Source organism: Bacillus sp. MMSF_3353 (genome assembly GCF_030733445.1).
Lineage (GTDB): Bacteria > Bacillota > Bacilli > Bacillales > Bacillaceae_G > Bacillus_A > Bacillus_A wiedmannii.
In genome coordinates this window covers 1-23,907 of sequence record NZ_JASHJA010000018.1, presented here as the reverse complement: position 1 = coordinate 23,907, position 23,907 = coordinate 1, and the positions used below count along the sequence as shown (strand labels likewise).

Annotated in this window: 30 protein-coding genes; 7 read left to right on the top strand and 23 right to left on the bottom strand. The window is 35.4% G+C overall.

Annotated features, from left to right (window positions below):
• Positions 1–8: 8 nt before the first annotated feature.
• Together RBB48_RS23850 and RBB48_RS23845 are read right to left on the bottom strand one after the other, a co-directional pair.
• Positions 9–1,037, bottom strand: coding sequence for an ABC transporter substrate-binding protein (locus RBB48_RS23850; protein ID WP_306008172.1), 1,029 nt, complete (start codon positions 1,035–1,037; stop codon positions 9–11).
• Complete coding sequence (locus RBB48_RS23845; protein WP_088062929.1) at positions 1,015–2,007, bottom strand: ABC transporter ATP-binding protein; 993 nt, start codon at positions 2,005–2,007, stop codon at positions 1,015–1,017. Before RBB48_RS23845 ends, RBB48_RS23850 begins: the two co-directional genes overlap by 23 nt.
• Before the next feature lie 160 nt (positions 2,008–2,167).
• Here RBB48_RS23845 and RBB48_RS23840 point away from each other — a divergent pair, with 160 nt between their 5' ends.
• Complete coding sequence (locus RBB48_RS23840) at positions 2,168–3,061, top strand: LysR family transcriptional regulator (protein WP_097889321.1); 894 nt, start codon at positions 2,168–2,170, stop codon at positions 3,059–3,061.
• A gap of 40 nt (positions 3,062–3,101) precedes the next feature.
• On the opposite strand, the gene RBB48_RS23835 is transcribed toward RBB48_RS23840, so the two are convergent.
• Together RBB48_RS23835 and RBB48_RS23830 are read right to left on the bottom strand one after the other, a co-directional pair.
• On the bottom strand, positions 3,102–3,626 hold the full coding sequence (locus tag RBB48_RS23835; RefSeq protein WP_088610065.1) for a DUF4398 domain-containing protein: 525 nt from the start codon (positions 3,624–3,626) through the stop codon (positions 3,102–3,104).
• 126 nt (positions 3,627–3,752) lie between these two features.
• Positions 3,753–5,021 carry an MFS transporter gene (locus tag RBB48_RS23830; RefSeq protein ID WP_088062926.1) on the bottom strand — a complete coding sequence of 423 codons (1,269 nt, stop codon included), beginning with the start codon at positions 5,019–5,021 and terminating at the stop codon, positions 3,753–3,755.
• A gap of 118 nt (positions 5,022–5,139) precedes the next feature.
• On the opposite strand from RBB48_RS23830, the gene RBB48_RS23825 reads away from it, so the two are divergent.
• The 5 genes from RBB48_RS23825 to RBB48_RS23805 all read left to right on the top strand — a co-directional run bounded on the left by RBB48_RS23825 (position 5,140) and on the right by RBB48_RS23805 (position 8,080).
• Positions 5,140–6,354, top strand: a complete 1,215-nt coding sequence (locus RBB48_RS23825; RefSeq protein WP_088062925.1) for a helix-turn-helix domain-containing protein — start codon at positions 5,140–5,142, stop codon at positions 6,352–6,354.
• 66 nt (positions 6,355–6,420) lie between these two features.
• Positions 6,421–6,600, top strand: coding sequence for an H-type small acid-soluble spore protein (locus tag RBB48_RS23820; RefSeq protein ID WP_097889319.1), 180 nt, complete (start codon positions 6,421–6,423; stop codon positions 6,598–6,600).
• A 176-nt stretch (positions 6,601–6,776) separates the two neighbouring features.
• Positions 6,777–7,112, top strand: coding sequence for an antibiotic biosynthesis monooxygenase family protein (locus RBB48_RS23815; RefSeq protein ID WP_088610064.1), 336 nt, complete (start codon positions 6,777–6,779; stop codon positions 7,110–7,112).
• Between the two features lie 2 nt (positions 7,113–7,114).
• Positions 7,115–7,720 carry a dienelactone hydrolase family protein gene (locus tag RBB48_RS23810; protein ID WP_097889317.1) on the top strand — a complete coding sequence of 202 codons (606 nt, stop codon included), beginning with the start codon at positions 7,115–7,117 and terminating at the stop codon, positions 7,718–7,720.
• On the top strand, positions 7,721–8,080 hold the full coding sequence (locus RBB48_RS23805) for a hypothetical protein (protein ID WP_097889316.1): 360 nt from the start codon (positions 7,721–7,723) through the stop codon (positions 8,078–8,080).
• A 27-nt stretch (positions 8,081–8,107) separates the two neighbouring features.
• On the opposite strand, the gene RBB48_RS23800 is transcribed toward RBB48_RS23805, so the two are convergent.
• The 19 genes from RBB48_RS23800 to RBB48_RS23710 form a co-directional block, all read right to left on the bottom strand.
• Complete coding sequence (locus tag RBB48_RS23800) at positions 8,108–8,506, bottom strand: DUF5367 family protein (RefSeq protein WP_141542714.1); 399 nt, start codon at positions 8,504–8,506, stop codon at positions 8,108–8,110.
• Positions 8,499–9,083: a TetR/AcrR family transcriptional regulator gene (locus RBB48_RS23795; protein WP_306008171.1), complete on the bottom strand. Its 585-nt coding sequence runs from the start codon at positions 9,081–9,083 to the stop codon at positions 8,499–8,501. The genes RBB48_RS23800 and RBB48_RS23795 overlap by 8 nt, the downstream gene beginning before the upstream one ends.
• 87 nt (positions 9,084–9,170) lie before the next feature.
• A complete protein-coding gene (locus RBB48_RS23790) occupies positions 9,171–9,341 on the bottom strand; it encodes a DUF3951 domain-containing protein (protein ID WP_088062919.1) in 171 nt (56 codons plus the stop codon).
• Between the two features lie 62 nt (positions 9,342–9,403).
• On the bottom strand, positions 9,404–9,715 hold the full coding sequence (locus tag RBB48_RS23785) for an AzlD domain-containing protein (protein WP_306008170.1): 312 nt from the start codon (positions 9,713–9,715) through the stop codon (positions 9,404–9,406).
• Complete coding sequence (locus RBB48_RS23780) at positions 9,706–10,431, bottom strand: AzlC family ABC transporter permease (protein ID WP_075310279.1); 726 nt, start codon at positions 10,429–10,431, stop codon at positions 9,706–9,708. Before RBB48_RS23780 ends, RBB48_RS23785 begins: the two co-directional genes overlap by 10 nt.
• Positions 10,424–11,260, bottom strand: coding sequence for a TrmB family transcriptional regulator (locus RBB48_RS23775; protein ID WP_088062917.1), 837 nt, complete (start codon positions 11,258–11,260; stop codon positions 10,424–10,426). Before RBB48_RS23775 ends, RBB48_RS23780 begins: the two co-directional genes overlap by 8 nt.
• 391 nt (positions 11,261–11,651) lie before the next feature.
• Positions 11,652–12,782, bottom strand: coding sequence for an RNA-guided endonuclease InsQ/TnpB family protein (locus RBB48_RS23770; protein ID WP_088062916.1), 1,131 nt, complete (start codon positions 12,780–12,782; stop codon positions 11,652–11,654).
• 688 nt (positions 12,783–13,470) lie between these two features.
• Positions 13,471–14,244, bottom strand: a complete 774-nt coding sequence (locus RBB48_RS23765) for a flagellar basal-body rod protein FlgG (RefSeq protein WP_097891682.1) — start codon at positions 14,242–14,244, stop codon at positions 13,471–13,473.
• Between the two features lie 42 nt (positions 14,245–14,286).
• Complete coding sequence (flhF, locus tag RBB48_RS23760) at positions 14,287–15,606, bottom strand: flagellar biosynthesis GTPase FlhF (protein WP_088610291.1); 1,320 nt, start codon at positions 15,604–15,606, stop codon at positions 14,287–14,289.
• Positions 15,607–15,620: 14 nt separating this feature from the next.
• Positions 15,621–17,687, bottom strand: coding sequence for a flagellar biosynthesis protein FlhA (flhA, locus tag RBB48_RS23755; protein WP_064476528.1), 2,067 nt, complete (start codon positions 17,685–17,687; stop codon positions 15,621–15,623).
• A 24-nt stretch (positions 17,688–17,711) separates the two neighbouring features.
• The gene (gene flhB / locus RBB48_RS23750; RefSeq protein WP_001040117.1) at positions 17,712–18,758 is read right to left on the bottom strand and encodes a flagellar type III secretion system protein FlhB; all 1,047 of its coding nucleotides are present in this window, start codon (positions 18,756–18,758) and stop codon (positions 17,712–17,714) included.
• A 10-nt stretch (positions 18,759–18,768) separates the two neighbouring features.
• Positions 18,769–19,530: a flagellar biosynthetic protein FliR gene (locus RBB48_RS23745; RefSeq protein WP_270726158.1), complete on the bottom strand. Its 762-nt coding sequence runs from the start codon at positions 19,528–19,530 to the stop codon at positions 18,769–18,771.
• Between the two features lie 15 nt (positions 19,531–19,545).
• On the bottom strand, positions 19,546–19,821 hold the full coding sequence (locus RBB48_RS23740; protein WP_001098085.1) for a flagellar biosynthetic protein FliQ: 276 nt from the start codon (positions 19,819–19,821) through the stop codon (positions 19,546–19,548).
• A gap of 33 nt (positions 19,822–19,854) precedes the next feature.
• A complete protein-coding gene (locus tag RBB48_RS23735) occupies positions 19,855–20,613 on the bottom strand; it encodes a flagellar type III secretion system pore protein FliP (protein WP_306008169.1) in 759 nt (252 codons plus the stop codon).
• Positions 20,610–20,930, bottom strand: coding sequence for a hypothetical protein (locus RBB48_RS23730; protein ID WP_000121176.1), 321 nt, complete (start codon positions 20,928–20,930; stop codon positions 20,610–20,612). The genes RBB48_RS23735 and RBB48_RS23730 overlap by 4 nt, the downstream gene beginning before the upstream one ends.
• A gap of 12 nt (positions 20,931–20,942) precedes the next feature.
• The gene (fliN, locus tag RBB48_RS23725; RefSeq protein ID WP_064449843.1) at positions 20,943–21,302 is read right to left on the bottom strand and encodes a flagellar motor switch protein FliN; all 360 of its coding nucleotides are present in this window, start codon (positions 21,300–21,302) and stop codon (positions 20,943–20,945) included.
• Positions 21,303–21,312: 10 nt separating this feature from the next.
• Complete coding sequence (gene fliM, locus RBB48_RS23720; RefSeq protein WP_088121777.1) at positions 21,313–22,299, bottom strand: flagellar motor switch protein FliM; 987 nt, start codon at positions 22,297–22,299, stop codon at positions 21,313–21,315.
• Positions 22,300–22,313: 14 nt separating this feature from the next.
• Positions 22,314–22,538 carry a flagellar motor switch protein FliN gene (locus tag RBB48_RS23715; protein WP_000775712.1) on the bottom strand — a complete coding sequence of 75 codons (225 nt, stop codon included), beginning with the start codon at positions 22,536–22,538 and terminating at the stop codon, positions 22,314–22,316.
• A gap of 62 nt (positions 22,539–22,600) precedes the next feature.
• A complete protein-coding gene (locus RBB48_RS23710; protein WP_306008168.1) occupies positions 22,601–23,386 on the bottom strand; it encodes a lytic transglycosylase domain-containing protein in 786 nt (261 codons plus the stop codon).
• A 255-nt stretch (positions 23,387–23,641) separates the two neighbouring features.
• Between RBB48_RS23710 and RBB48_RS23705 the strand changes: the two genes are divergently transcribed.
• Positions 23,642–23,907 (top strand): flagellin N-terminal helical domain-containing protein (locus tag RBB48_RS23705; RefSeq protein ID WP_483861672.1); only part of this gene is annotated, 266 nt, incomplete at its 3' end.

Genomic DNA, 23,907 nt, shown 5'->3' with positions numbered 1-23,907 from the left:
TCACCATCTTATTGAAATACTTTCTTAAATTGTTTTCCTATTTCATCTTGTTCTTTCTCAACTGTTTTCCAATCAATATTTAATACCGGAATCTCTTCTACATTCGGTCTATTTTCTGCTTTTATATCTGTTCTGCCTGGTAATAAATACGCTTTAGCAACTTGTTTTTGCACATCATCTGATAATAAATAATCAATAAACTCTTTTGCACCTTCTACATTTTTACTATCCTTCATAATACCTGCTGCACGTGGACTAATAACTGTTCCGCTTTTTGGATACACAATATCAACCGGTTCACCCTTTGCTTTTGCACTGTACGTCATATAATCAACACCAGCAGCAATGACCATGTCTTTCGCACCTGTTACTACTGGATCTAACGCTTCTTGGTTTGCCCCTGCTACTGTAACTTCATTTTTCTTAAGCTGTTCAAATAAATTCCAACCATCTTTTCCATTCTTTTTCACATATCCTGTTACAAAGTCTAAAGCTGAACCTGAAAGTGCTGGATCTGGAAGATTCACTTTTCCTTTCCATTCCGCTTTCGTTATATCACTCCAATCTTCCGGCGCTGTCTTCACATTTTTTGTGTTATACACAATTCCTAACGCTGAAGCACTATATCCGAAATAATTTCCTTTATCGTCCGACCATTCAGAACGAAGCTTATCAGCTTGTTTCGCTTCTTTATAAGCTAACGTTTGCCCATCCTTTTTTAATCCTTCCATCGCTGGTAATGATGCAAGTACGACTACATCAACGACTGGATTTTTCTTTTCAGCTTCCATTCTCGCTAAAATCTTACCTGTTGTTCCTTGAAACATTTCTACTTTTATACCTGTTTTCTTTTCAAAGTCCTTTTGAATCTTTTCTGCTAATCCTTTTGGTCCTGCACTATATACAACAATTTTCTTTTCATTCGTATTTTTACTTTTTGCATCTGCATTACCTGTCTTTGAACTACACCCTGTTACTACAGCAGAAAATAATAACGTACATACAAATAAAGACTTAAGCGAACTGAATCTCTTCATACGATTCTCCCCCTATATGATGAATACATTTTTTTGGCACATATAACGATACTGGTTTACCGATGCTTAATTTACTATTGTGATAAACTGTCCATATTCCAAGTGCACCCATGTTTACTTTCATTTCATACCGTTCTCCTACATATGTAACGTGCTGAATTTCACCTGTATACATTTCGCAAACTTCATTTTTCGTCCAGCTCACATGCTCTGGACGAATCATTTGTTTACCCTCTACAAGCCAATTTGCCTTACCAACAAATTTTGCAACAAATTCATGAGATGGCTTCACATAAATGTCTTCTGGTGTTCCTTTTTGTAATACTTCTCCTTGTTTCATGACAATAATTTGATCTGACATTGACATTGCTTCTGTTTGATCGTGCGTGACATACAATGCCGTTAAACCAATTGAATGAACGATGTCCATAAGCTCTAATCGCATTTCTTCTCGCAAAATTGCATCGAGTGCACTCAGCGGTTCATCAAACAAAATAAAATGCGGTTTTGTTACAATTGCTCGAGCAAATGCGACACGTTGCTGCTGTCCACCAGAGAGTTCATGCGGATATCTTTTCTCCATCCCTTGCAAGCGAACTCTCTTTATTGCATCTTCTACTTTTTCCCGCAATTGATTCGTTTGCTTTGTAGCTCTTAAACCAAATGCAACATTTTCAAACACTGTCATATGCGGCCATAAAGCAAAATCTTGAAATACCATACCGATATTACGTTCATGAGGAGATGTTTTTATTTTTTTTGCACCAGAATACATGCACTTATCCCCAAAATATATTTCACCTTTATCTGGCTCTTCAAGTCCTGCAATCATTCTAAGTAAAGTCGTTTTCCCGCATCCCGAAGGTCCTAAAAGTGTGGTGAATTCGCCTTGTTTCATAACAATTTGTAATGGTTTCAACGCCTGTGTTTTTCCAAAGTTCTTTTCTAATCCATGAATTTTAATATCCATCGTATCACCTCTCTCCCCTTACTCTTAACCTGCTTTCATTCTATATGGAAGATTTATACTGAATGTTAATGTACTGTAAAGATTAAATTAAAAAACTTCTAATAAACTATTTATTTCTATAGATTTTTTCTATAGTTAGAAGAAAAAGGAGCAACTTGCCATGAATCTCTTAAAATTAGAAATTGTAGTGCTTATTAAGAAATATAAAAAACTTACACTTGTTGCAGAAAAACTTGGTGTTAAACAACCTACTATTACATTCCATATAAAAAGCTTAGAAGAGGAACTTGGTGTACCTTTATTTGAGTTACGATCCGGGAGATATTTCTTAACAGAGGCTGGTGAGGCATTGCATCATTATGCTTGTAAAATAGATGCACTTATGAAAGAAGCTAGGCGGGTCACGCAAGAGTTTAAAGATTTTCATAAAGGTGCTATAACAATTGGCGCTAGTTATGTACCAGCGACTTATCTTTTACCAGAAATGATTCACCAATTTCAATGCGAATTTCCAAATATAAAAATAACACTCATGGTAAAAACAGCTCCTGAAATTAGAACGATGCTACAAAATCATGAAATTGACCTCGGGGTAATTTCTGCAGCACCGTTTGATGAATCCCTTTTAAAACAGACGAATGTAATGCCTGATACACTTGTTCTTGCTTTCTCCAAAGAACATCATTTTTCAAAAAAAGAAAATGTATCACTACAAGATATCGAGAGGGAACGTATATTATTGCATCGTAATCCATCTACAACGAGAGATTTACTTACACAATGGACGTTAGCACATAACATTACGTTCCAATCTGAAATTGAATTAGATTCATTAGAAACGATGAAACAAATTTTAAAATACGGTAATGGAATTGCTTTTATTTCTAAACTCGCTATCGAACAAGAAATACAACGACATGAACTATGCTACATACCTATCCCTGGATTTGAATTTCAACGTAACATTTATACGATTCATCATGAGGACAGATGGAATTCTAAAATTATTTCTTTTTTACTACATAGCATCACTTCTTATGCCGCAAAAAATTAAAAGGCTGTCGTTATGCACGACAGCCTTTCAAACTATAACTCTATTTATTTTTCTTCGCTTCAACTTTTGCCTGCGCCTCTTCAGCCTTATCTAATGCTTCTGAAACTTTCTTCTCTTTTTCTTTCACGTCATCTATACTATCGACCGCTTTAATGAGTTTATCGATTCCTTCTTCTTCTACTTTTCTCCGCTTTGCCACTCTTTCATTTACTTTCTTTTCCACATCTTTTGCTTTTTGAAGCATATCCTCTGCATTTGATGTCACAGCTTTTTCAAGTGCATCGTCTTTTTTCTTTTGTAATACCTCATTTGCAATATCTTTCGTCTCTAAATACTTACCATCTTTTAATGATGTAGCTCCGCGCTCCAATAACTGAGCGACTTCTTTATATGCCTTCGCTTCATTTCCTGTTTTCTCTTTTTCCGCTTTTTCAAACCACATCGTTGCATCACTATATTTTTCATCTTTCAATGATTGCATACCTGTATCAATATACGTGCCATAATTACTACATCCAGCCATTACGGCTAACAGAAAAAGCATAACAAAACTTAATTTTTTCATGATGTTTTCTCCTTTTCTTTGTCTGCTCACTATACTGTAACATACATGAAAAAGAGTTTCAAAAACTAAAATACTAATTTGGTCATTTCCATGATGATAAGTCAAATTTTTATTATTTTCTTATTTTTAAGCAGACATATCTACTTGTTTTTTCGCCATATGTTGCTTTACTCCAACTAATACAACTAACAATAACCCCCCGCCTATCGTCATCATAACAATGCTAGTTGGCAACATATCTAATAATAATCCATATACAATCATACCGAGTGGTGCGATTGCAGTAGCAATTGTTTCAAGTAGGCCAAACACACGCCCTAAGTAGCTCGGATCTGTCGTTTTTTGCATATGTACTTGCATCGGAATATTTACAATCATAATTGCTATACCCGTTAACATCATAAAAGCAATATAGTAAATAAAACTTGCCCCTTTTGAAATGGTAACTACCAATGGGAAGACTGTACATAAACTTAAACCCGCAAACAAAAACAGCCCAGTATAAATAGAACGAAACGGATTATTCACTTCTTTACGCACCGATAAAGCAATCGCACCCATTAACATCCCGACTGCTAACATTCCCTCTACAGTACCGAGTTGCTTTGAAGATAGATGCAATGTATGGACGATAATATATGGAAGTGCTACGGTTAGCCCACACGCAAAAAAGTTTACCCACAATGCTATTTTCATTAAACCATATATTTCATGCTGTCGTTTTACATATGAAAATCCTTCTTTTATACTCGTCAAGAAACGCTCTTTACTCTCAGCCACTTCTTTTTTGTATAAATCAAATACAATAAATAATTGCAAAATAACTGCTAAAAAGAACGTAATACTATTTAACAAAAAGAACGACTTAATGGAAAAGAAACCAAATACAACTCCACCAATAATCGGCCCTAAAATATTTGATAAAGAAGCTGCCGTTTGATTTAAAGCACTCGCTTTTTGAATACGCCCCGCATCTACTAAATTAGGAATAGAAGAAGTTAATGCAACAGAATAAAAACTTGCACAAATTGATAATAATGCCGCTGAAATATAGATAAAAAGAAGTGACGGTCCAAATATAGTAGCAAGAATAAACATAATAAGCATCGTTAAACTACTTAATAAATCAGTGCCAATGACAAGCCATTTTCGATTCACACGATCAGCTACAGCACCTGCAATCGGACCACAGATCATCCTTGGTAGTGATCCGCAAACGAGCGTAATAGCAAACCCCATCCCTGAACCAGTTGTCTTTAATACGTATAACCCCATTGCGAATGTATAAATACCTGCCCCTAATAAAGACGTCATCTTTCCAATCATCATCAAAATAATATTTCTCGTTGCAACTTTCATTCTTGAATCATTTTCTCCTATACTTATATCTCCCATAATGACTTTCTCCCCTTAAAAGTTAAATTGTGTTAAACTTATTATATAATCAACTTTCCAATTTTTACAACAAAAAGTTAAATACAATTTAACTTTTTAATTATAAAGGAGCAATAATATGGCAACTCTCGGTGAAAAAATTAAAGCGTTACGTAAAGAAAAAAAACTTACACAAACAGAACTGGCAGGTTCGGAACTTACAAAAAGTATGCTTAGTCAAATTGAAAATGGAAAAGCTACCCCTTCCATGAAAACATTACAATACATCGCTGAAAAGCTTGAATGTGAAGCGAGTTTTTTATTAGAAGATGATGATGGAGAAATTGTGGAACTCATTACAAAAATGGAGCAACTCATAAAGAAAAACAAATGTGATGAAGTGTACGAGACTTTACTACCTATCGTTCAAAAAGAGCTCCCTTCTACTTTAAATACGGCTCGTATATACAAACAATTCGTAACTGCTGCGGTGATTATGAAAGATTACAACATTGAATCTTACGTAGAAAAAGCTGTTTCTATTTTCGAAAAATATAAGTTATACCGAGACAGTACGGAAACAAAATTAAAATTATCTTTTGCGATATTCACACGTAAAAAGTATGCAGAATGTTTACAACTTATATCTAATATTAGAAATGATTATGAAGAGAAACATTTAGAAATGGATCTTATTATACATATTGATTTATGTTTATATGAAGCCATCATATTACTGGCATGTGGCGATTATGAAAAATGTGAAGAAACGATATTAGAGACACTCACATTTTCAAAAAAACATCAAGTGTATTATAAAACAGATGTATTTTACCGGATTTTATCTTATCAAAAAGTCATTACAGTTGATAAAGAGCGTTATTTATATTACATAAAGAAATCTGAGCAATTTGCCATTTTTACAGAAGATACTCTATCCATTGCGATGACTAATATTTTAAAAGCCTATTACTACAACACGATTACTAATGAATATACAATCGCATTAAAACATCTAGAACAATATCGAGAAAAACTAAAAGATCAGCCCATTTTTCAAGACGACGGATTGTATTATCTTGAAAAAGGAAAATCTTTATACGGATTAAAACGTTACGAAGAAGCTTTAGAAGCATTACAACGTGGCATTATACCGGATTATATGAACCATCCATTGGATCAATCGTGGCTTACAACAGCAGGTGCATATCGTGCACTTTGTTACGTTAAACTGAATGATAAAAAAAGAGCTCTTGAAGAAGCAACAAAAGCAAATGAAATGATACAATCGTATCCGGATTCTATTTTCTCTTCATTTATTAAAGAAACATTACAAATAATACAAAAACTTTAAGAATGTCTCGAAATGGTATATTATTCCTCTTTTTTAGCAAAGATAATAATGATGGGAGGAATATAAATGAATATTCAACGTGCAAAAGAGCTTTCTGTTTCATCTGAACAAGCAAATGTCAGTTTTCAAGGCATGCCTGTTACAATTCAACACGTCGATGAAAACAACGAAACCGCCCGCATATATGAAGTTAAAAATCCAGACCGCGAATTAACGGTCCCCGTTAATAGCTTAGAGGAAATATAAAAAATGCCGCTTCGATTTTGAAGTGGCATTTTTCTTACTTTCATATAAATTCTCTATACCCCCTTGTTTTACAACAACTAAAAAAATAAGAATCTTCTACTTCTTTTCTTTTTTTAACCTGCTAAAATACAAACTATAAATGAATTATTCGCACTATATATTAAGGGGGAAAGATAATGAAATCTGCTTTAGAAAAAAACAATCATTATTATGCAGTTATATTCACTTCTCATTTATCAAATGATACGACAGATTATAGTACCGTTGCCGACAAAATGGAGGAACTTGCAAAGCAGCAACCTGGATTTTTAGGTGTAGAAAGTGCACGAAATCATTCGGGACTCGGAATCACAATTTCTTATTGGGAATCACTTGCGGCAATTGACAATTGGAAACAGAACGCCTTACATAAAGAAGCGAAAAAAAGAGGTCGTGAGCAATGGTATGAAAACTTCCACCTGCGTATCTGCCTTGTTGAAAAAGAATTTAAGTTTCATAGAGGTACATTGTAACGATGAAGAAAAAATTAGCTCTCGTTATTGTTCATGAAATATATGGTGTGAACGACCATATGCATCACGTTACCCAACACTTCACTTCATCTCATATAGATGTATTCTGTCCTAATCTTCTACAATCGCAACATGCATTTCATTATAGTGATGAAGAAAAAGCATATCAACATTTTGTAAATAATATTGGATTTGATGATGGAAAAGAACAAATTAAAGAATTCATCAATACTCTTTCAAGTAATTATACACATATTGGACTTATCGGATTTAGTGTTGGCGCTACCATCTCCTGGCTATGCAGTAACAATCCGAAAATAGATTTTATTATCGGCTGTTACGGTTCCCGTATACGTGACTATATTCATATAAAACCAACATGTGCTACCTTACTTATTTTCCCTGAAAAAGAAGCTAGTTTTTCAGTATCCTCTTTCATTCAATCGTTGCAGCAACAAAAAAATCCTTTATTAGAAATAAAACAACTACACGGTGAACATGGATTTCTAAATCCGTACACAGAAAAATATAACGAGCACTCTACAAAGCAAGCATACAATGTAATAGATGCATTTCTTGTAAAAAACACTTTTATAAAGGAGCTATAAATGACGCTTACATTATTCTTACTTATTTTCATATTCATTGCCTTTTTCTCAGCACTAACTATCATTATTGTAACTATAAAAAAGGGGGAGTTTTCCAACCGCCCCTACTTACAATCTATTATCGTTTTCGTTTTATTTTCCACAAATTGGATTTTATATGTAACATCTTTTTATTCGTTACTCCCAGAGAAAGTTAGCAAGTTTATATTCTTGCCGATTTGGTTTTCCCTTTGTATGTTAGGGCTTATCGTTTTCTGGCGCGAATGGAGAAATAATCGTGTGTTCTCGATATGTATCGGTTTTCTTTCCTTTATTAGTTTTTTATTTGGGTTATTGTTGTTACTTCTGTCGGGGATGTAATTGTTGTAAAGAGGATAACATACCTCTTTACAACAACTTTTTTCGTTCCATGGCGAAAGGGATTAGTAAATATAAAGCATAAGCAATAACCATCCAAATGGTAAATGATATAATTTGCTGTGAGGAGAATTGTGAGAATAGATTAGAAGAATTATATAAAATGTAAGTATCTAAAATTAAACCGATTGCTGTACCGCATATACCTAACTTAATAACTGCATATTTTGTAGTATCTAGTTTTTTGTATAACCACATTACAAAGTATAAAGCTATAGCCGTTCCTAATTCAAGAAACGTCAATTGTAGAAAAAATCTATTTGAAGTATATTCTAATAAAATGGAAGAACCAAAAATAATGAAAAATGCTGAAGCAAAAAACCAAACGCCAATCGAAAATAAAATGGTGAGCCAAAGTCTATTATCCACTGACATTACCTCCCTTTTGTAGCACTGTAAGCTTTTCCAAGAGCATATACAAATCACCATATACTTTGTCTGTAGAAAAAGATGGATTGAATAATGCTTGCAATGCCAATCCGTCAATTAATGCATTACATAAAACGCTCCATGTTTCCGTTGAAATTTGAGATGTCATTGTATCTCCTATTTTTTTATTTAACACGCCTTTTAATTTTTGATTTTCATAATGTAACAATCCACCAATTTTATCTTTCATCGCATCATTTTGTAATCCACTTGCTACTAATTGAAAGAACAAATGATGATACATTGAATCTTTCACACATCTACTTTCCGCGGACTTTAAAGCCTTCTCTAACTGTACATCCTTTCCTATTTGTTCCCACGATGCTTTACAAAACGATTCAGTTACTTCAAGTAATAATTGATCCTTCGTTTTAAAATGATAATATACGGTACCTTGTGTAACTTGAGCACTTTCTGCAACTGCTTTTAATGTCAACTTTTCCATCCCTTGCTCTGCAATAATTGCTTTTGCCGCTTCTAATAACTTCTTCTTATTAACAACATTCGGTTTTGCCACTTCTACGACCTCCTTTTAAGTTAGTTGTATAACTAACTTAAATTATACAGAAAACTCAGATAAAAGAAAAGGAAGAAAAGCCAACATTCAACTTTTCTTCCTTTTATCTTTACCTTTAGCTTTCACTGTCACTGATTCACAAGGTGTATAATATATTTGAGGTGTCGCCTTATCAACAAACATCATAAACGTAATAAAGCCGATAATAAAGAAAATAAACAACGTTAACAAAATTGCTCCTATCGTTAAAAGTATCATAACACCACCCCTATATTTTTCATGTTATTACACTTTTCGCTATTATATGAGCGTAATCCTTTTTAGAAAAAGAAACGTAACAAAATAATCACACTCACTCCCGTTAATACTGTACCTAATAAACTACGAGTATATATTGCAACAAGAAATGTCGGGATTGCTGCGATAAGGTAATCCCACTGTATCGTCTCATGCATAAATAGTACTTGTGCTAAAAGTGCTGCTAATATCGCAATTGGTATGTAATTTAGCCATTTTAAACCCCAGTCTGGAATTTGTAGTTTGCTAAATACGAGTAGAGGTAAAATACGTGGCACGAGTGTGACAGCTCCAGCTGCTAGTAAAAGTAATAGTACGTCTAATCTCATTTCCATTTTTCAATCACAACTCCAATCGTCGCAGCTAGTAATGTTGCGATAATAACCGCTATACTATCTGGCATAAATAAGTGTGAAACGTATGCGATCATAATCGCTACAATTGCAACAGTAAGATGAATTGCTAGTTTCGGTTTACTACTTATGAGCTGAAGTACAAATAATCCGATAAACATTGCTGGTAATGCATAATCCATCCCGTACGTATGTGGATCTGGTATCCACTCACCAAACAGCCCGCCAATAATAGTAGCAAGAATCCAATTTAAATATGCTGTTACATTTAAGCCCATCATCCACCTGTCGCCTACATATCCTTTTTGCGCTGCATGCTGCACTGCAACGCCGAACGTTTCATCTGTAATTTGAGAACCGATAAATACGTTTTTTAATAGCGGAAGTTTCGTAAAGTATGGTGCAAGCGCAGCACTCATTAGAAGGTGGCGTAAATTAACAAAAAAGACGGTGAAAATGATTGCTGAAGCAGGAGCACCGGCTGCATACATACCAGCTAATATAAATTGGGCAGAACCTGCATAAATTAAAGTGGACATAAATGCAATTTCAATGATGGAGAAACCTGCTGTTTTTGCAATTACACCAGCTGCTATACCGATGCTTAAATAACCAAATACAGTTGGTAAACAATCTTTTACTCCTTGCTGAAATGTATCATCGCTCTGCAAAGCTACATGTGCCTGAGCTTTACTCATTCGTATCATCCTCCATTCTTTCCATCGTTCTTTTTCCTGTTACGACATGAACTAAATCTATATTTTCACGCCACAACGTATCTAACTTATCAGCCCCAAATTCCTTCGTAATTTCTTCGACCATAATATCGTGCCGCACATACTCTGTAGCAACGAGAACTAAAGCTGGGTCATACGTTGTAACGGCCCATGAAGTGCTATCATTTGAGAAGTTCGCAATTAATACTTCCTCTCCATCACGAGCAATAACAGTTAAATGACCACCCATTCTCTTTTCAACAACGTGGGGCGTCATATAATTATGGTGAAACGTCGCGCCTATTTTTGTATTTGGAGCGCCAAATAAGATTGAAAATATATGTACACCTTCCTCTTCCTTTTGACGAATATATGGCTCAATTTCATGCACTTGATCTTCCCAAACAGAAATCCATAGCTCTTCCTTCGCCCTATTAATTATATTGCATATTTCTTTTACAACACGATCATTGGAGCGAATATGCGAAATTACATCTATTTGTCGCTCTTGTTCTAAACAATTTAATTTCCGGTCTAAAAATTCAAAGGACTTTTCAAAATCTTTTCGCATTCGATCCATTAACTCCGTAGCTGGTACTGGTACATATTTCACTGGTTCAGTAGGAACGATATGCACTGCTCCTTTATCCATCAATTTACCAAGCACTTCATAAATCATCGAACGAGGTACTCCTGTCTGTTTACTCACTTCATACCCAGTTACTGGGGAATGTTTTAGTAGTCCAATATAAGCTTTACATTCATACTGGGAAAAACCTAACTTTTGTAATTCCTTTATAATTTCATCCATCAGTACCCCTCACAATCTATATAACTCTCATTTCAAAACGATGTATGTACGTTAGTAGTTATTAGTATACCTACTAATATAAAAAAACAGAACTGTAAAGTCAATTGATAATTCTGAAATTTCATCCGAAAATAAAAAGCCTTCTAATTAAAAGGCTTTTTTTACATACTATTCCACTTATTTTAGCTGCAACGTATTTGATAGATTCTCCTCCAAATGCTCCCGTAAAGTAGAACCTGTATACTCTTCCGATACGATAAACTTAACTAAATCTATACAATTCAATCAAATTTATACAAATTAGTGCTTCATCGTGTTCTCGCAACCCCGAGGGGACGAGGGATATAACACTCCACACGAGGCAGTATCGTTACCTCCTATTATCAAGCATTTATTTTACCCATCTTGATAAATTTATCGAAGCATTTACATCCCTATCGTGATGGCTATTGCATGAAGCACAACACCACTCACGTATTTTTAAACTCCACTGTCCTTCTGGTTGAACTGAATGGTCGTATTTTACTCCGCAACATGAGCAAATCTTGCTTGAGGCGAACCATTTATCAGCTTTTACATACTCAATGCCATACTTCTCGCACTTGTATGATAAACATTGAAAGAAGAAGTTTAATTTTTGAAATGAAAATGCTTTCGATAGTTTTTTGTTTTTTAACAGGTTTGAGATAGATAAGTCTTCCACAACAATCCTCATTGGTTTGGTTTTCACCAATTTAGCTGTTGCTTGATGGATATGGTTATTTCGGATATTCATAATTTTCCTAGATAACCGCAGGTGCTCAGTTTTGGCTTTTTCATATCCGGCAGATTGAATTTTTACACCTTTTTTAAATCTCCTAGACATATCTCTTTGCGCTGACTTTTTCCTTTTCAAAAGTTTTTTAACCTTAGCATCTTTGTTTATATTTCGTTCTTTCGTACCATTAGAAGCTACAAACAGCTCTTTTAAACCAACATCCACACCAATCGACTCATTGGTTAGTTCTTGTGATGCAAAGTCTTCTTGGAACCCTACACTAATCCACCAGTGACGCCCATCAAAGGTAACTCTTGGATTTGATGGCTTTTTGTTTCTTGGTAGTTGTTGGCTTGTTTTCACTTCTCCAACGGACTGAATATGAACTACTTTCTTTCCTATAATCAGTCTTTCATAATTAGCATAAAATCCTTGGATTAAATCTTTTTTGGATTTATAAGAAGTGTGAGAACCATTTTTGTACTTTTTGAACGAATGTTTCCTCGCCTTATCAAAATCTTTTGAAGCCTGTTTGGGAACTTGTGCGTTGATGTCATTTAACCACTCATATCTCTTTCGCTTCTTGATCTTTGTAAATCGTTTCTGTAAAGCTAACTGTGAAACAGATTTTCCAAATAGCTTATAGTATCTATCACTCATTCTTTTACAATAGTTATAAGCGAATCTTGCAGCACCAGCATGGTTTCTAAGCACTTTTTCTTGTTCAGGCGTTGGAATCAGTCTGACTTTCTTCGCCAATATCATCAGAAGCGTACTCCACCAGCATTCTCCTAAGACTACTAGGATACAAACCTGTTAATTCCGATACTTGACTAACTCGTGAAAATTTCATTATTATTCTCACCTCATTGAATCCACCATAGCACATACGTTCTATATATTCAATGAAGTTTGATAGATTCAATAAAATTTATCTCGTTCAACTAAGGGCGCAATTCCTTAGCCAGTTCTCTTATGAACTTCTCATGTTTTCACATGAGCGCAGACTATATGTTTATCTCTTTAGAGATAGAGGATTTTCCACCACCATAGGCTTGTGGTGTACTCTCGTCAGTTATACGAAATAGTCGTTGAACGTTCATCTTATCCATTTTGACTTAGATGATTCGAGGCGGAAGACCCATTATTCTAATGTTTAGGATTTAACCTTGCACCATCTGATTGATTTTTTCTGCTTTCGCGACATTCACACTCGCTATTTCTAGCCACGTTGTAGTTCAATCAGCTTTAGGGATTGCCCGCAGTTAACCCTCACTACTAGCCAATCACTTGACTAGCAGGGCTTGCTGATATATTTAATTCACTTAGTTAAATAAACATTGCTATCATTATGAAATTCTATCTTCACAATAACGATGTTGATAATTATTATCATTTCATGATGTAACTGTAATAAAAGCAATAAAAAAAGACTTCCGCTAACGGAAGTCTCCTATCTCAATATTTCGTTCGCTTCTTTTTCATAAATTTTATCAAATGAAGTCATAACGCGTTGTGACGCTGAAATCATTTTTTGATCCGTCATAAGATCAGCCATCTCTTTCGTCATATCTACATTTGAATTTTCTAGCATATGATTTTTTACTGTCCCTACTCCGTTCGGTAAATCAGCAATGTTTCCTTCTGCTAGTGTAAAGCTTTTGTTCTCTCTTTGTACGAGACGATTATTCGCTTCTGCACCTACTGTTTTTGTTTGCAGGCGGGCAATATTATTTTGTGTTACTGCATCATATAACGTACCGTCTGCTTGTACAGCTACTTTTGCTCCTTCTGGAATACGAATACGTTCATTATTCTCTCCCATTACGAAAGCGCCTGAAGTTGTTTGCAGGTAACGATCACTATTTAATGTAAAACTACCGTCTCTCGTTAAAAACGTTTCATTATTTTTAGATGTAACGAAAAACGAAGCTGTGCCAGCAGTTCCATCATCTAAAAAGAAATCTGTATCACTATTTGTCATTTGTATATTTCCTTGTACTAAGTTCACATGCGTTGCGGCTGGTACTACAGCGTAATCAGTTGAACCGATATTTGTCACAGCCCCATCTCCGCGGCGATATGTGTCTTGTACATCAAATACTTTCGAAGTCATATTTTCTGCTTTAAATCCTGTCGTTTGAGCATTTGCAACGTTATTCGAATGAACATTAATACGCTGCATGTAATTCATCATACCCATAGAACCTATATAAAGACCGTTCATATTCGATTGAATAAGGCAAGTGCCTTATTCTTCACCTCTTTTCTATGATGTTTGCAACATTTGTTTCGCTAAATGTTCAGCTGTAGCGATATGTATATGTTGCTTCACGTCTTGTCCGTCTGTCATTAATACAATTGGAGCTGATGATACTGCTGGAATTTTCAATAATTCACCACTACTTGCTGTTTCATCAAATTTCGTAAATACGATACCATCAATATGAATATCTTTAAAATTTGTAATGATTTCAATCATGTCTTTACTTTTCATCGAAGCTGATAACGTTAAACAAATATAATCTGGCTCTACTTGTCCCATCGTTTCAATCATTTCTTCTACTGTTTCTGACGCACGATAATTTTTTCCGGCTGTATCAATTAAAATATAATCGACGCGCGCTTCTTCTTTAAAATACGTAAGCGCTCTTGTCATTGCAGCTTCATCACGTACAGCGATTACTTCAAATCCAATCGTCTTGACGTAATCTTGCAGTTGCTGTACTGTTCCAATGCGCGAATGATCTGTCGTAATAAAACCGACCGTTTTTTTCTTACCGTGAAACTGCCATGCCATTTTCGCAAGTGTCGTCGTTTTTCCAACTCCAGTTGGACCGATTAATGCAATTGTTTGCACTTCTTTTTCAAAAACGTTTTCCGTGTTGAAATGGGATCTCATATCTTCCAATATGTATCCGATCACTTCTTCTTCTGTAATCATCGTTGCATTCTCAAACTTCACTTTTAACTTCTCAGCATATGCATGAATGAAATATTGTTCTACATCGTTTTGCTCTAGCATGCGAATTACTTTTTGAATAATAAACGGTACAGATTCTTGGTTTTCTTTTTTTACAACCACTTCTTCTTTCTTGACCGGAACAACTTTTTTCACAGTTTTTTGCTTTTTTGTTACTTTCGCTACTTTCGTTTCTTCCGTCTGTTTCACAACGACGATACCTTTTTCAAACAGCTTTAATAGTTTCTCTTTCTTTCTTGTCCATTCTTCACTATTTCCTGTTTGCATCGCCGCATATGACATAGAAGTCGTCACGTTTTCTAAATTGTGCAGTACCGATTGAATTCCGTTCGCCTTCACAATTTGTTCTGAAGAATCATTGACAACATCCATTAGTTGTTCATGAAATTGAGCTGTGCCTTCATTCACTTCTTCCTGTTTATCCTCTGGAAAAGCAACTAGCATTTCATAATTCTTTTTCCAAAAAAACGGGATATTTCGTTTTACACTTTCATCGACAACGTAATAATAATCTGTACCATATTGGTCAAATAACTTTCGATACAATTCATTTTTCGAAGCTGCTTTTATTCGCATTAACGCTTCTTTCTTTTCTGTACTTTCCATTACTTCACCCCCTACTATTCAATATAGGCAATTTGATCTACAACAATTTCCGGTGCTAATTCGCTAATACAAAGTACTTGCGCTTCTACTTGATAACGCTCAAGAAGTCTTACAATCGCAAATCTGAAATCTTTTCTACGCGTTAATAATACTGGTTCTCTTCCCATTAAACGAGCTTGTTTAAAGACACGCTGTACTTGTTCAACAACACGTGTTTCTAAATCTAAATCCCAGTTTAATAAGTAACCTTGGTATGAATTATTTACAACATCCGCATCTAACTCTATTGAATCTGAGAAGAGCGCCGCATATATTTTACCGTCAGGATTTTTCGCATTTTCACAAATCACTTTTGAAATACATTCACGGACGAATGACGTTACACCGTCTACATGATTTTGATAAATTTCTTTTCCGTCAATAATACCTTCGATAATAGTTGGTAAATCACGAATAGAAATACCCTCTTTTAGCAATTGTTTAATAACATTTTGAACGAGTGATAAGTCGATTTCTTTCTTCTTAATCTCTTCTAATAAAACACCGTTATCATTTTCAAGCGAGTTAATTAAGTCTTTTACATGTTGACGCTGAATTAACTCATGAAGATTACGTCTAACGACAACATCTAAATGTGTAATTAATATGCTAAGTGGCTCTAATACTTGATAGCCTTTCATTTGTGCATCTTGTACCATATGCTCTAAAATCCAATATCCATCTTCACCGAAAATTGGATCTTTCGCTGGTTCTGCATCTAAATCGGCCATTACATTCGGTGTTTTCAATGCTAATAAATAACCTGATTTTAAAACACCTTCAGCTGCCTTCGCACCTTTAATACGAATAATGTAACGTCCGCGTGGTCTAAAACTCGTATTATCTTTAAAGTTAATGCCAGGAACGTTAATACCAAGGTCGGTAATAATCGACTTCCTCATAAGAACAACTTTATCACGAGCTGTTTCCCCGTTAATCTTCTGCTTTACAAGGGCTGCTAAATCTAAACCGAGTTCTACTATAATTGGATATTTATCTGTAAATACTCCGAATGAATCTTCCACTTGTTGCAGTTGCTCATCTTCGCCTTGAATCATTTCTAATTCTTTTTGAAGCTCGTCTTCTTTTTCTTTCTTTATTCGGTTTTTATTACGAATTCCTAAGAAAATAATTGTCCCACCAACAAGAGCAAACGGTAGAAATGGTAGCGGAGTGAAAATACCCATCGCAATAAATAAACCACCAAGCGCATATACAACAACTTCATGTGCTAATAACTCTTTAAAGATACCTTCAGTTACCGTATCCGCTGAACCATCAAATACACGTGTTACGATAATACCTGTTGAAATCGCAAGCATTAACGAACCGATTTGGTTTACGATTCCGTCACCGACAGTTAGCTGTGTATAGTGAATAGCTGCTTCAGCAAAACTCATGCCCTGCTGCATCATCCCGACAATTAAACCGAAAATAATGTTTACGAATAAAATGACAATCCCGAAAATAACGTCCCCTTTAATGAACTTTCCGGCACCATCCATCGCTCCGTAAAACTCTGTTTCCATATTTAATTTCTTTCGTTTTGCCTGTGCATCTTTTTCAGTAATAATACGCTGGTTTAAATCAGCATCGATCGACATTTGTTTCCCGGGTAAAGAATCAAGTGTAAAACGAGCTGCAACTTCAGCTGTACGAGATGCACCGTTTGCAACGATAAACTGGAATATGATTAATACTATGAAAATAACGATACCAATTAATAAGTTCCCGCCAATAACAAACTGACCGAACTCTTCAATAACATGCCCCGCATTTCCGTCTGTCAAAATCGCTCGCGTCGTCGATACGTTAATCGATACGCGGAAAATCCCGATTAATAACAGCATCGTCGGAAATGACTTTAATTCATCCCACTCGTTAATACTTGTTGCTCGCATATAAATAAGCACTGACATACTTAGTAAAAAAACGATAACGATATCAAGTATAAATGGTGGAAGTGGAATTAAGAGCGCCACTACGAATGACGCTGCTAAAAAGATAGAAAAATAGGTTCTTGCAGAATCTATCTTAAACACAAGAGATCTCCTCCAACCGCGCTATTATACTTCAAGTTCATTCGTTTGAATTAAATAGCGCATAACTTCAATTACAGCTACGTATAAATCTTCTGGAATCGTCTCATCTTCCTCGACTTGATAATATAAAGAACGAGCAAGCGGACGGTTTTCCACCATTGGTATTTCTTGTTCGCGGGCAAGCGTTCGTATGTATAATGCGAGCTCATCTTCCCCTTTTGCAACGACAATTGGCGCCGCATCAACCTGTTTATTGTACCGAAGTACGACCGAAATATGAGTCGGATTGTTTACAATAAACGTTGCACCATCCATCTTCTTCGCAATTGTCCCTTGCAAGATCGCATGCATAAAGTTTTTTCGCTTTCCCTTTACTTGCGGGTCCCCTTCATTATCTTTATGCTCTCTTTTTACTTCTTCTTTTTTCATCTTAATATCTTGTTCGTACTCCCATTTTTGATAAATAAAATCAATAATAGAAAGAACGATTAATATAATTAAAATAGCTAAAAAGATAAATTTAATTTGCCTAATAATTTCAGTAAGTGACGCAGTCCAGTTAAATCCAATCATACTAACGATTTTCTCTAAATTCTTTTTAAAGAGAACGTAAGCAACGTAGCCGATTAATCCCATATAAAATAGTGATTTCAAAATATCTACTAAACTTTTACGACTAAACAATCTCGTAAAATAGTTTTTGGGGTTAATACGCGACGCTTTCGGCTTAATAACTTTAGAAGAAAATAAGAAACCGACTTGAATCATATAATTAAATAAATGAAAAGCGTATACGAGTATTAATATCGGCGCGGATACTTTTAATAATAAAATCCCCATTAAATAAAAATACTCAGTTGAATCTGTATTTTTTCCAATTTGATCAAACAGCACCGCTACAGAGTTTGCAATCTCATATCCGAGCCAATCTCCGAAAAAGTAAACGACAACTGCTAATACAAGTATAGAAAATAAATTATTTAAATCTTTACTCCGGGCAATATTCCCTTCTTCACGCGATTTCTTACGCTTCTGCGGGGTGGCCTTTTCTGTTTTATTATCCTTTGCCATGCGCGTCCCCCTACTTCGTTAAGAAAAAATTAAATAGTTTCGTATATTCCTCAAGCAATACATCCGTCATATTTTTAAACACATAACCGAGCATTGGTACACTCATCGCAATAAACAAAATACCACATGTAATTTTAATAACATACGCATTCATAAAAACGTTTAATTGCGGAGCGTTTTTTGCGATTAAAATTAAAACAAAGTTAATGATAAATAAACTTCCCATAAGCGGAAGAGCAATTTCAACCGCTGATGTAATCGCAAATAATAACGTTGCGAGTAGACTATCTAAAAAACTAGTCGTCAGCAATTTTGAAATCGCCTCTGTATATTGAAACGACTTTAAAATCGTGGCAACGAAATAATTAATGCCGCCAAGTGAAATAAAAATAATGAGGAAAAATATATCAAAAATGGTTGATAGTAAAGTAGACTGTGCACCTGCATTTACATCAAACAAACTTGCCTGTGATAAACCGATGTCAAAGTCTAAAATATGTCCCGCCATTTTCGGAATGTTCCACAGCATTTCTACAATTTTTGAAAGTGATAATCCAATTACAATTTGCGTACCTGCATAAGCTGCTACGTCCCAAGTTGTCTTTATGTGAGAGACATCAACTTGATCGGCCACTGTTATGGAAAGAGCAAGTCCAAATGTAACCTTCGCCATTGCTGGAATAGATCGGCCTGAGAAAAATGGTAAAAAATATAAAAATGAAGTAATGCGGCAAAACGCAAAAAACGTCGCCGCCCATAATTCCATATTCATTTCAGTTCACCTATCTTAGTACGAACGCAATAGCGATGGGATTTTATCAAATAAATCTAAAATAAGCGTCGTTAACTCTTGAAACATCCACGGACCTAAAATGATAATAACGAGTACGATACTCGCCATTTTCGGTAAAAACGTCAGCGTTTGCTCTTGAATTTGCATCATCGCCATAATGACAGCGATGATAATAACGACAATCATACTTACGCCGGCAACCGGCATTAAAATCATAACCCCTTTATAAAAAAAGGTTTGAAAAATATCTATAATTGGTGACGTATTCATTTATATGACTCCTATCACATAGCATCAAACGCTTCAGGCGACTGTTTTAAACATAATGTCGACGATTTTTGTATATCCACCTAAATATACGAAAACGAGTATTTTAAACGGTAAACTTAAAATCATCGGCGGTACCATCATCATCCCGAGGTACATTAACAGTGTACTAATAATCAAATCTATAAATACAAACGCTAAATAAATGAACATCCCCGTTAACAATCCTTTTTGGATTTGCGTTAACGTAAAGGATGGTACGAGCGTAAATAAGGAAAGATCTTTCAAATCTTTCGGCAACTCTTCTCCGCGCACTTTCAGCATCATTTTTAAATCATGCTTATACGTATGCTTTGACATATACTCTTTCATAATCGGAGCTGTCGTCTCTGCAGCTTGACTTACTGTTATTTTCTCTTTCGTCATCGGATCCCACACATCGCTCTTTAGCTGCCCAAGTACAGGCTGCATCGTAAAGAGTGATAAAAATAATGCAAGTCCAACAAGCACTTGGTTTGGTGGTAAATTCATTACTCCAAGTCCTTGACGCGTAATCCCAAGAACGATCATAAAATAAGTAAAATGTGTAAATAATAGAACGATAGATGAAGATAATGACAAAAGTGTAACGAGCGCAAATAGCTGAACGCTTGAATTACTCGTAAACTCTTTTCCATTTTCGAAATTAATAAAACCGTTTTGGGCGGCATACGCTGGATTTACAAAAATAATTGAAAAAACGATAGAAAATACGAAAATAACGGCTAATACTGATAAATGTTTCTTTATTCTCATGATGGATCCTCTACTTTTTTCGTTTCACTCTTCACCGCGTCTTCTAGCGCTTGTTGAAACTGATTTCCTGTTCCTGTTAATTGCACGGATTGCACACCGTTATTACTAATAACAGTGAACACTTGCTTGCCGTCCACTTCAAATAAAAAGGCGCTCGTTTGATGATTTAAATAAACGCCGTCCTTCACTTGAATATGGCCATTTTCACCTTGTTTAAAAAACTGCTGTTTGCGCGTCTTTTTCGTCATATAATATGCACCGTAGCCGAGCGCGCCAAACAGTAAAACGACTTGAAATAAGGTCGTCATATACGACATATGACTCCTCCTCTACTCTTTATCTTGCATTTGACTTTGCGCTTTCATAAGCGCGGCTTGCTTCTTGTCAGCTTCAATTTCAGAAATGATAATACCGAACTTTTCGTCCATTACGATCGCTTCACCGATGCCGACTTTCATATTACTTAAATACACATCTACTTTATGTCCTAAGTTTTTCTCTACTTCCAGAACATCGCCCACTTTTAATTGCTTCACATCACCGAGCGTAATAGATGCCTTCCCAAGCTTTACACCAAGTTCAATAGAAATATCTGAAACAGTATCAATATGTGCCTTACCTGCTTCATTTCGCTTTCCTGCAAAATCTTCTAATCCCATTAATGATACAGGAGATACTTCATGCTTCATATGGATCCTCCTACTCTACAAAACTTTTAAATAAGAGCGCCTTACGCGTTCCATCTTTTCCAATAAAACAATTAAATTTATGCTTTCCATCTACATAACCGAGTAATTCATCCGAAACTTTCGTATGAAGCGGAATAATATCGCCTTCTTCAATTTGTTCAATCTCGCCCATTGTCATTTTTTGCTCACCAATTGCAACGTGAACAGGTTTGTACACTTGATTTACTTTCACTTCCACTTCAGACGTATACTTTTTACGTTTATCCGAAGAATGTTCGACAATATTTTCAGATGTTAACTTATCCATAATTTCTTCAACAGATAAGAATGGAATTCCGATGCGCACCGTCGTATCCCAAAACTCTGTTTTCATATTTACATTCAGTAATGAAATAATATCGCTTGCTGTCGTAATCTTTAATGCATTCGGGTCTGTCTCCGTCGTTACAAATTTTGGTTCAATCGCAACAACGCTTTCAAATGATTGCTCTAAATTTTTACAAAGGAGCATAAAAATATTATCCAGTGTTAAAAACTCAAATGCGGTAAGTGGTCTGCGCATCGTAAAGTTACGCTTACTATCTCCACCAAGCCAACATTCATGAATATAAATAACGAACGCTAAATCAATTTCAATGACAATTTCTCCAAGCTCTGGAAGGCCAAGATCAATAACGCAATATAAATAGTAATCTTTCGGCATTTTCTCCACATACTCACTCGTGAATGGAACTTGTTCAACCGTAGAAGGCTCTAACTCAATCGGAATACGCATACGCGCTGACAACGTCTGTGACGTCTGTTTACCAAATGTAGAGGCAATTGCTTGCAAGCTACGTAAATGCTCAACACCGAACTTCTCCGGTCTATTAAAATCATACTCTTGAAATTTCTCTTGCTTTCCTGCTTCTTGTGCGAAAGCTGGCATTTCCTCGCCTTCATTTACCGCCTTCAGCAGGGCATCAATTTGCTCTTGGCTTAATTTTTCGCCACTCATGACAATCCCCTTCCCTACCTTTTCAATTCAACGATTTCAACGTACATCTTCCCGTTTTTCGTCAAAATCTTTCCGGTTCCAATCTCTTCATTCTCAAGCATAAGACGCACCGTATTTTTCGTTGAATTTTCAAGACGATACAATGTACCTTTCGTAATATGAAGCAAATCTTCAATTTTCTTTTTCGTATTTCCGATTTCAAAATAAATTGTTAACGGAATATCATCTTGTAATTTCAAATCTAGCCAACTCCCATATCATGTTCACGAAAATTTCATGTTCTCTCTATATATGAAACTTCTTATTTTGAAACGTCGATATTTAATATTTTTTTAATATATCCTTGCGTTTCTTTAAATGGTGGTACGCCTCCGTACTTTCTCACATTACCAGGACCCGCATTATAAGATGCAAGCGCTAATACGAGATCGCCGTTATTTTTCTTCAAATAACCGCTTAACTCTTTCACACCGCCCTCAATACTTTCAGCTGGTGAAAATGGATTTTTTATACCCATCTCTTTCACATTCGCTGGCATAAGCTGCATAAGACCCATCGCACCTGCATGTGACACCGTTTTCGGATTAAAATCAGATTCTACTTCAATCATTTTTTGAATTAACGTTTTCGGAATTCCGTATGTACGACTTACACGATCTATAATATCCTCATACTTCCCTTCATTGGAAGAACGTATTTTTTGAATATTATACTTCTTCGTTAATCCCCACGTATCAACAGCCTCATTTTTCGTTTCTGGGAAACGTCGTTCAAACTCTTTTTGTGCGACTTGTACTTCATCTACGCTCTTCGTTTCAGCCTTTTCTTCAGGCTTACTCGCTTCCTCTACTTTATTAATAGATTCTTTCGGTTTATTTACGACCGTTTCTATTTTCGTAGATTGTACCGGCTGACTCATATCCTCTACATTTGCCGGCTGCGTAGTACCCCTCGTCTCCTTCGCAGGTTCACTCTGCAACTTCTCTTGAAAACGACTACTAACGAATGCTTGTGGACTACTTAGCTTTTGCTGAATTTGTCCTTTCTTATATGCAAGCACTTCTTTTACTATATTTCCAACTATCATAATATCACCTTTTCGGTAAACAAAGATAATCTAATATTAGAGTTTTTTTTAAAAGTTTGCAATAATCCTTTTGATAATATTGTAATAAAAAAATGAACAAATAGGAAATTATCATTTTTTTATATTCATTAATTACAATTATTCGTTGACACGATATATACCAAGGATTACAATTAATCTCGAAATTGATTTTTTTGCATATTTATGTTTAACAATTAACAGAAAAATCAATATAAAAAAATGGGGGTTCTTAACATGAGAATTAATACAAACATTAACAGCATGCGTACGCAAGAATACATGCGACAAAACCAAGACAAAATGAATACTGCGATGAATCGTTTATCTAGCGGTAAATCTATTAACAGTGCGGCTGACGATGCTGCTGGTTTAGCTATCGCTACTCGTATGCGTGCGAAAGAAGGCGGATTAAACGTTGGGGCGCGTAACACACAAGACGCTATGTCTGCTTTACGTACTGGTGACTCAGCATTAGGCTCAATTTCTAACATCTTACTTCG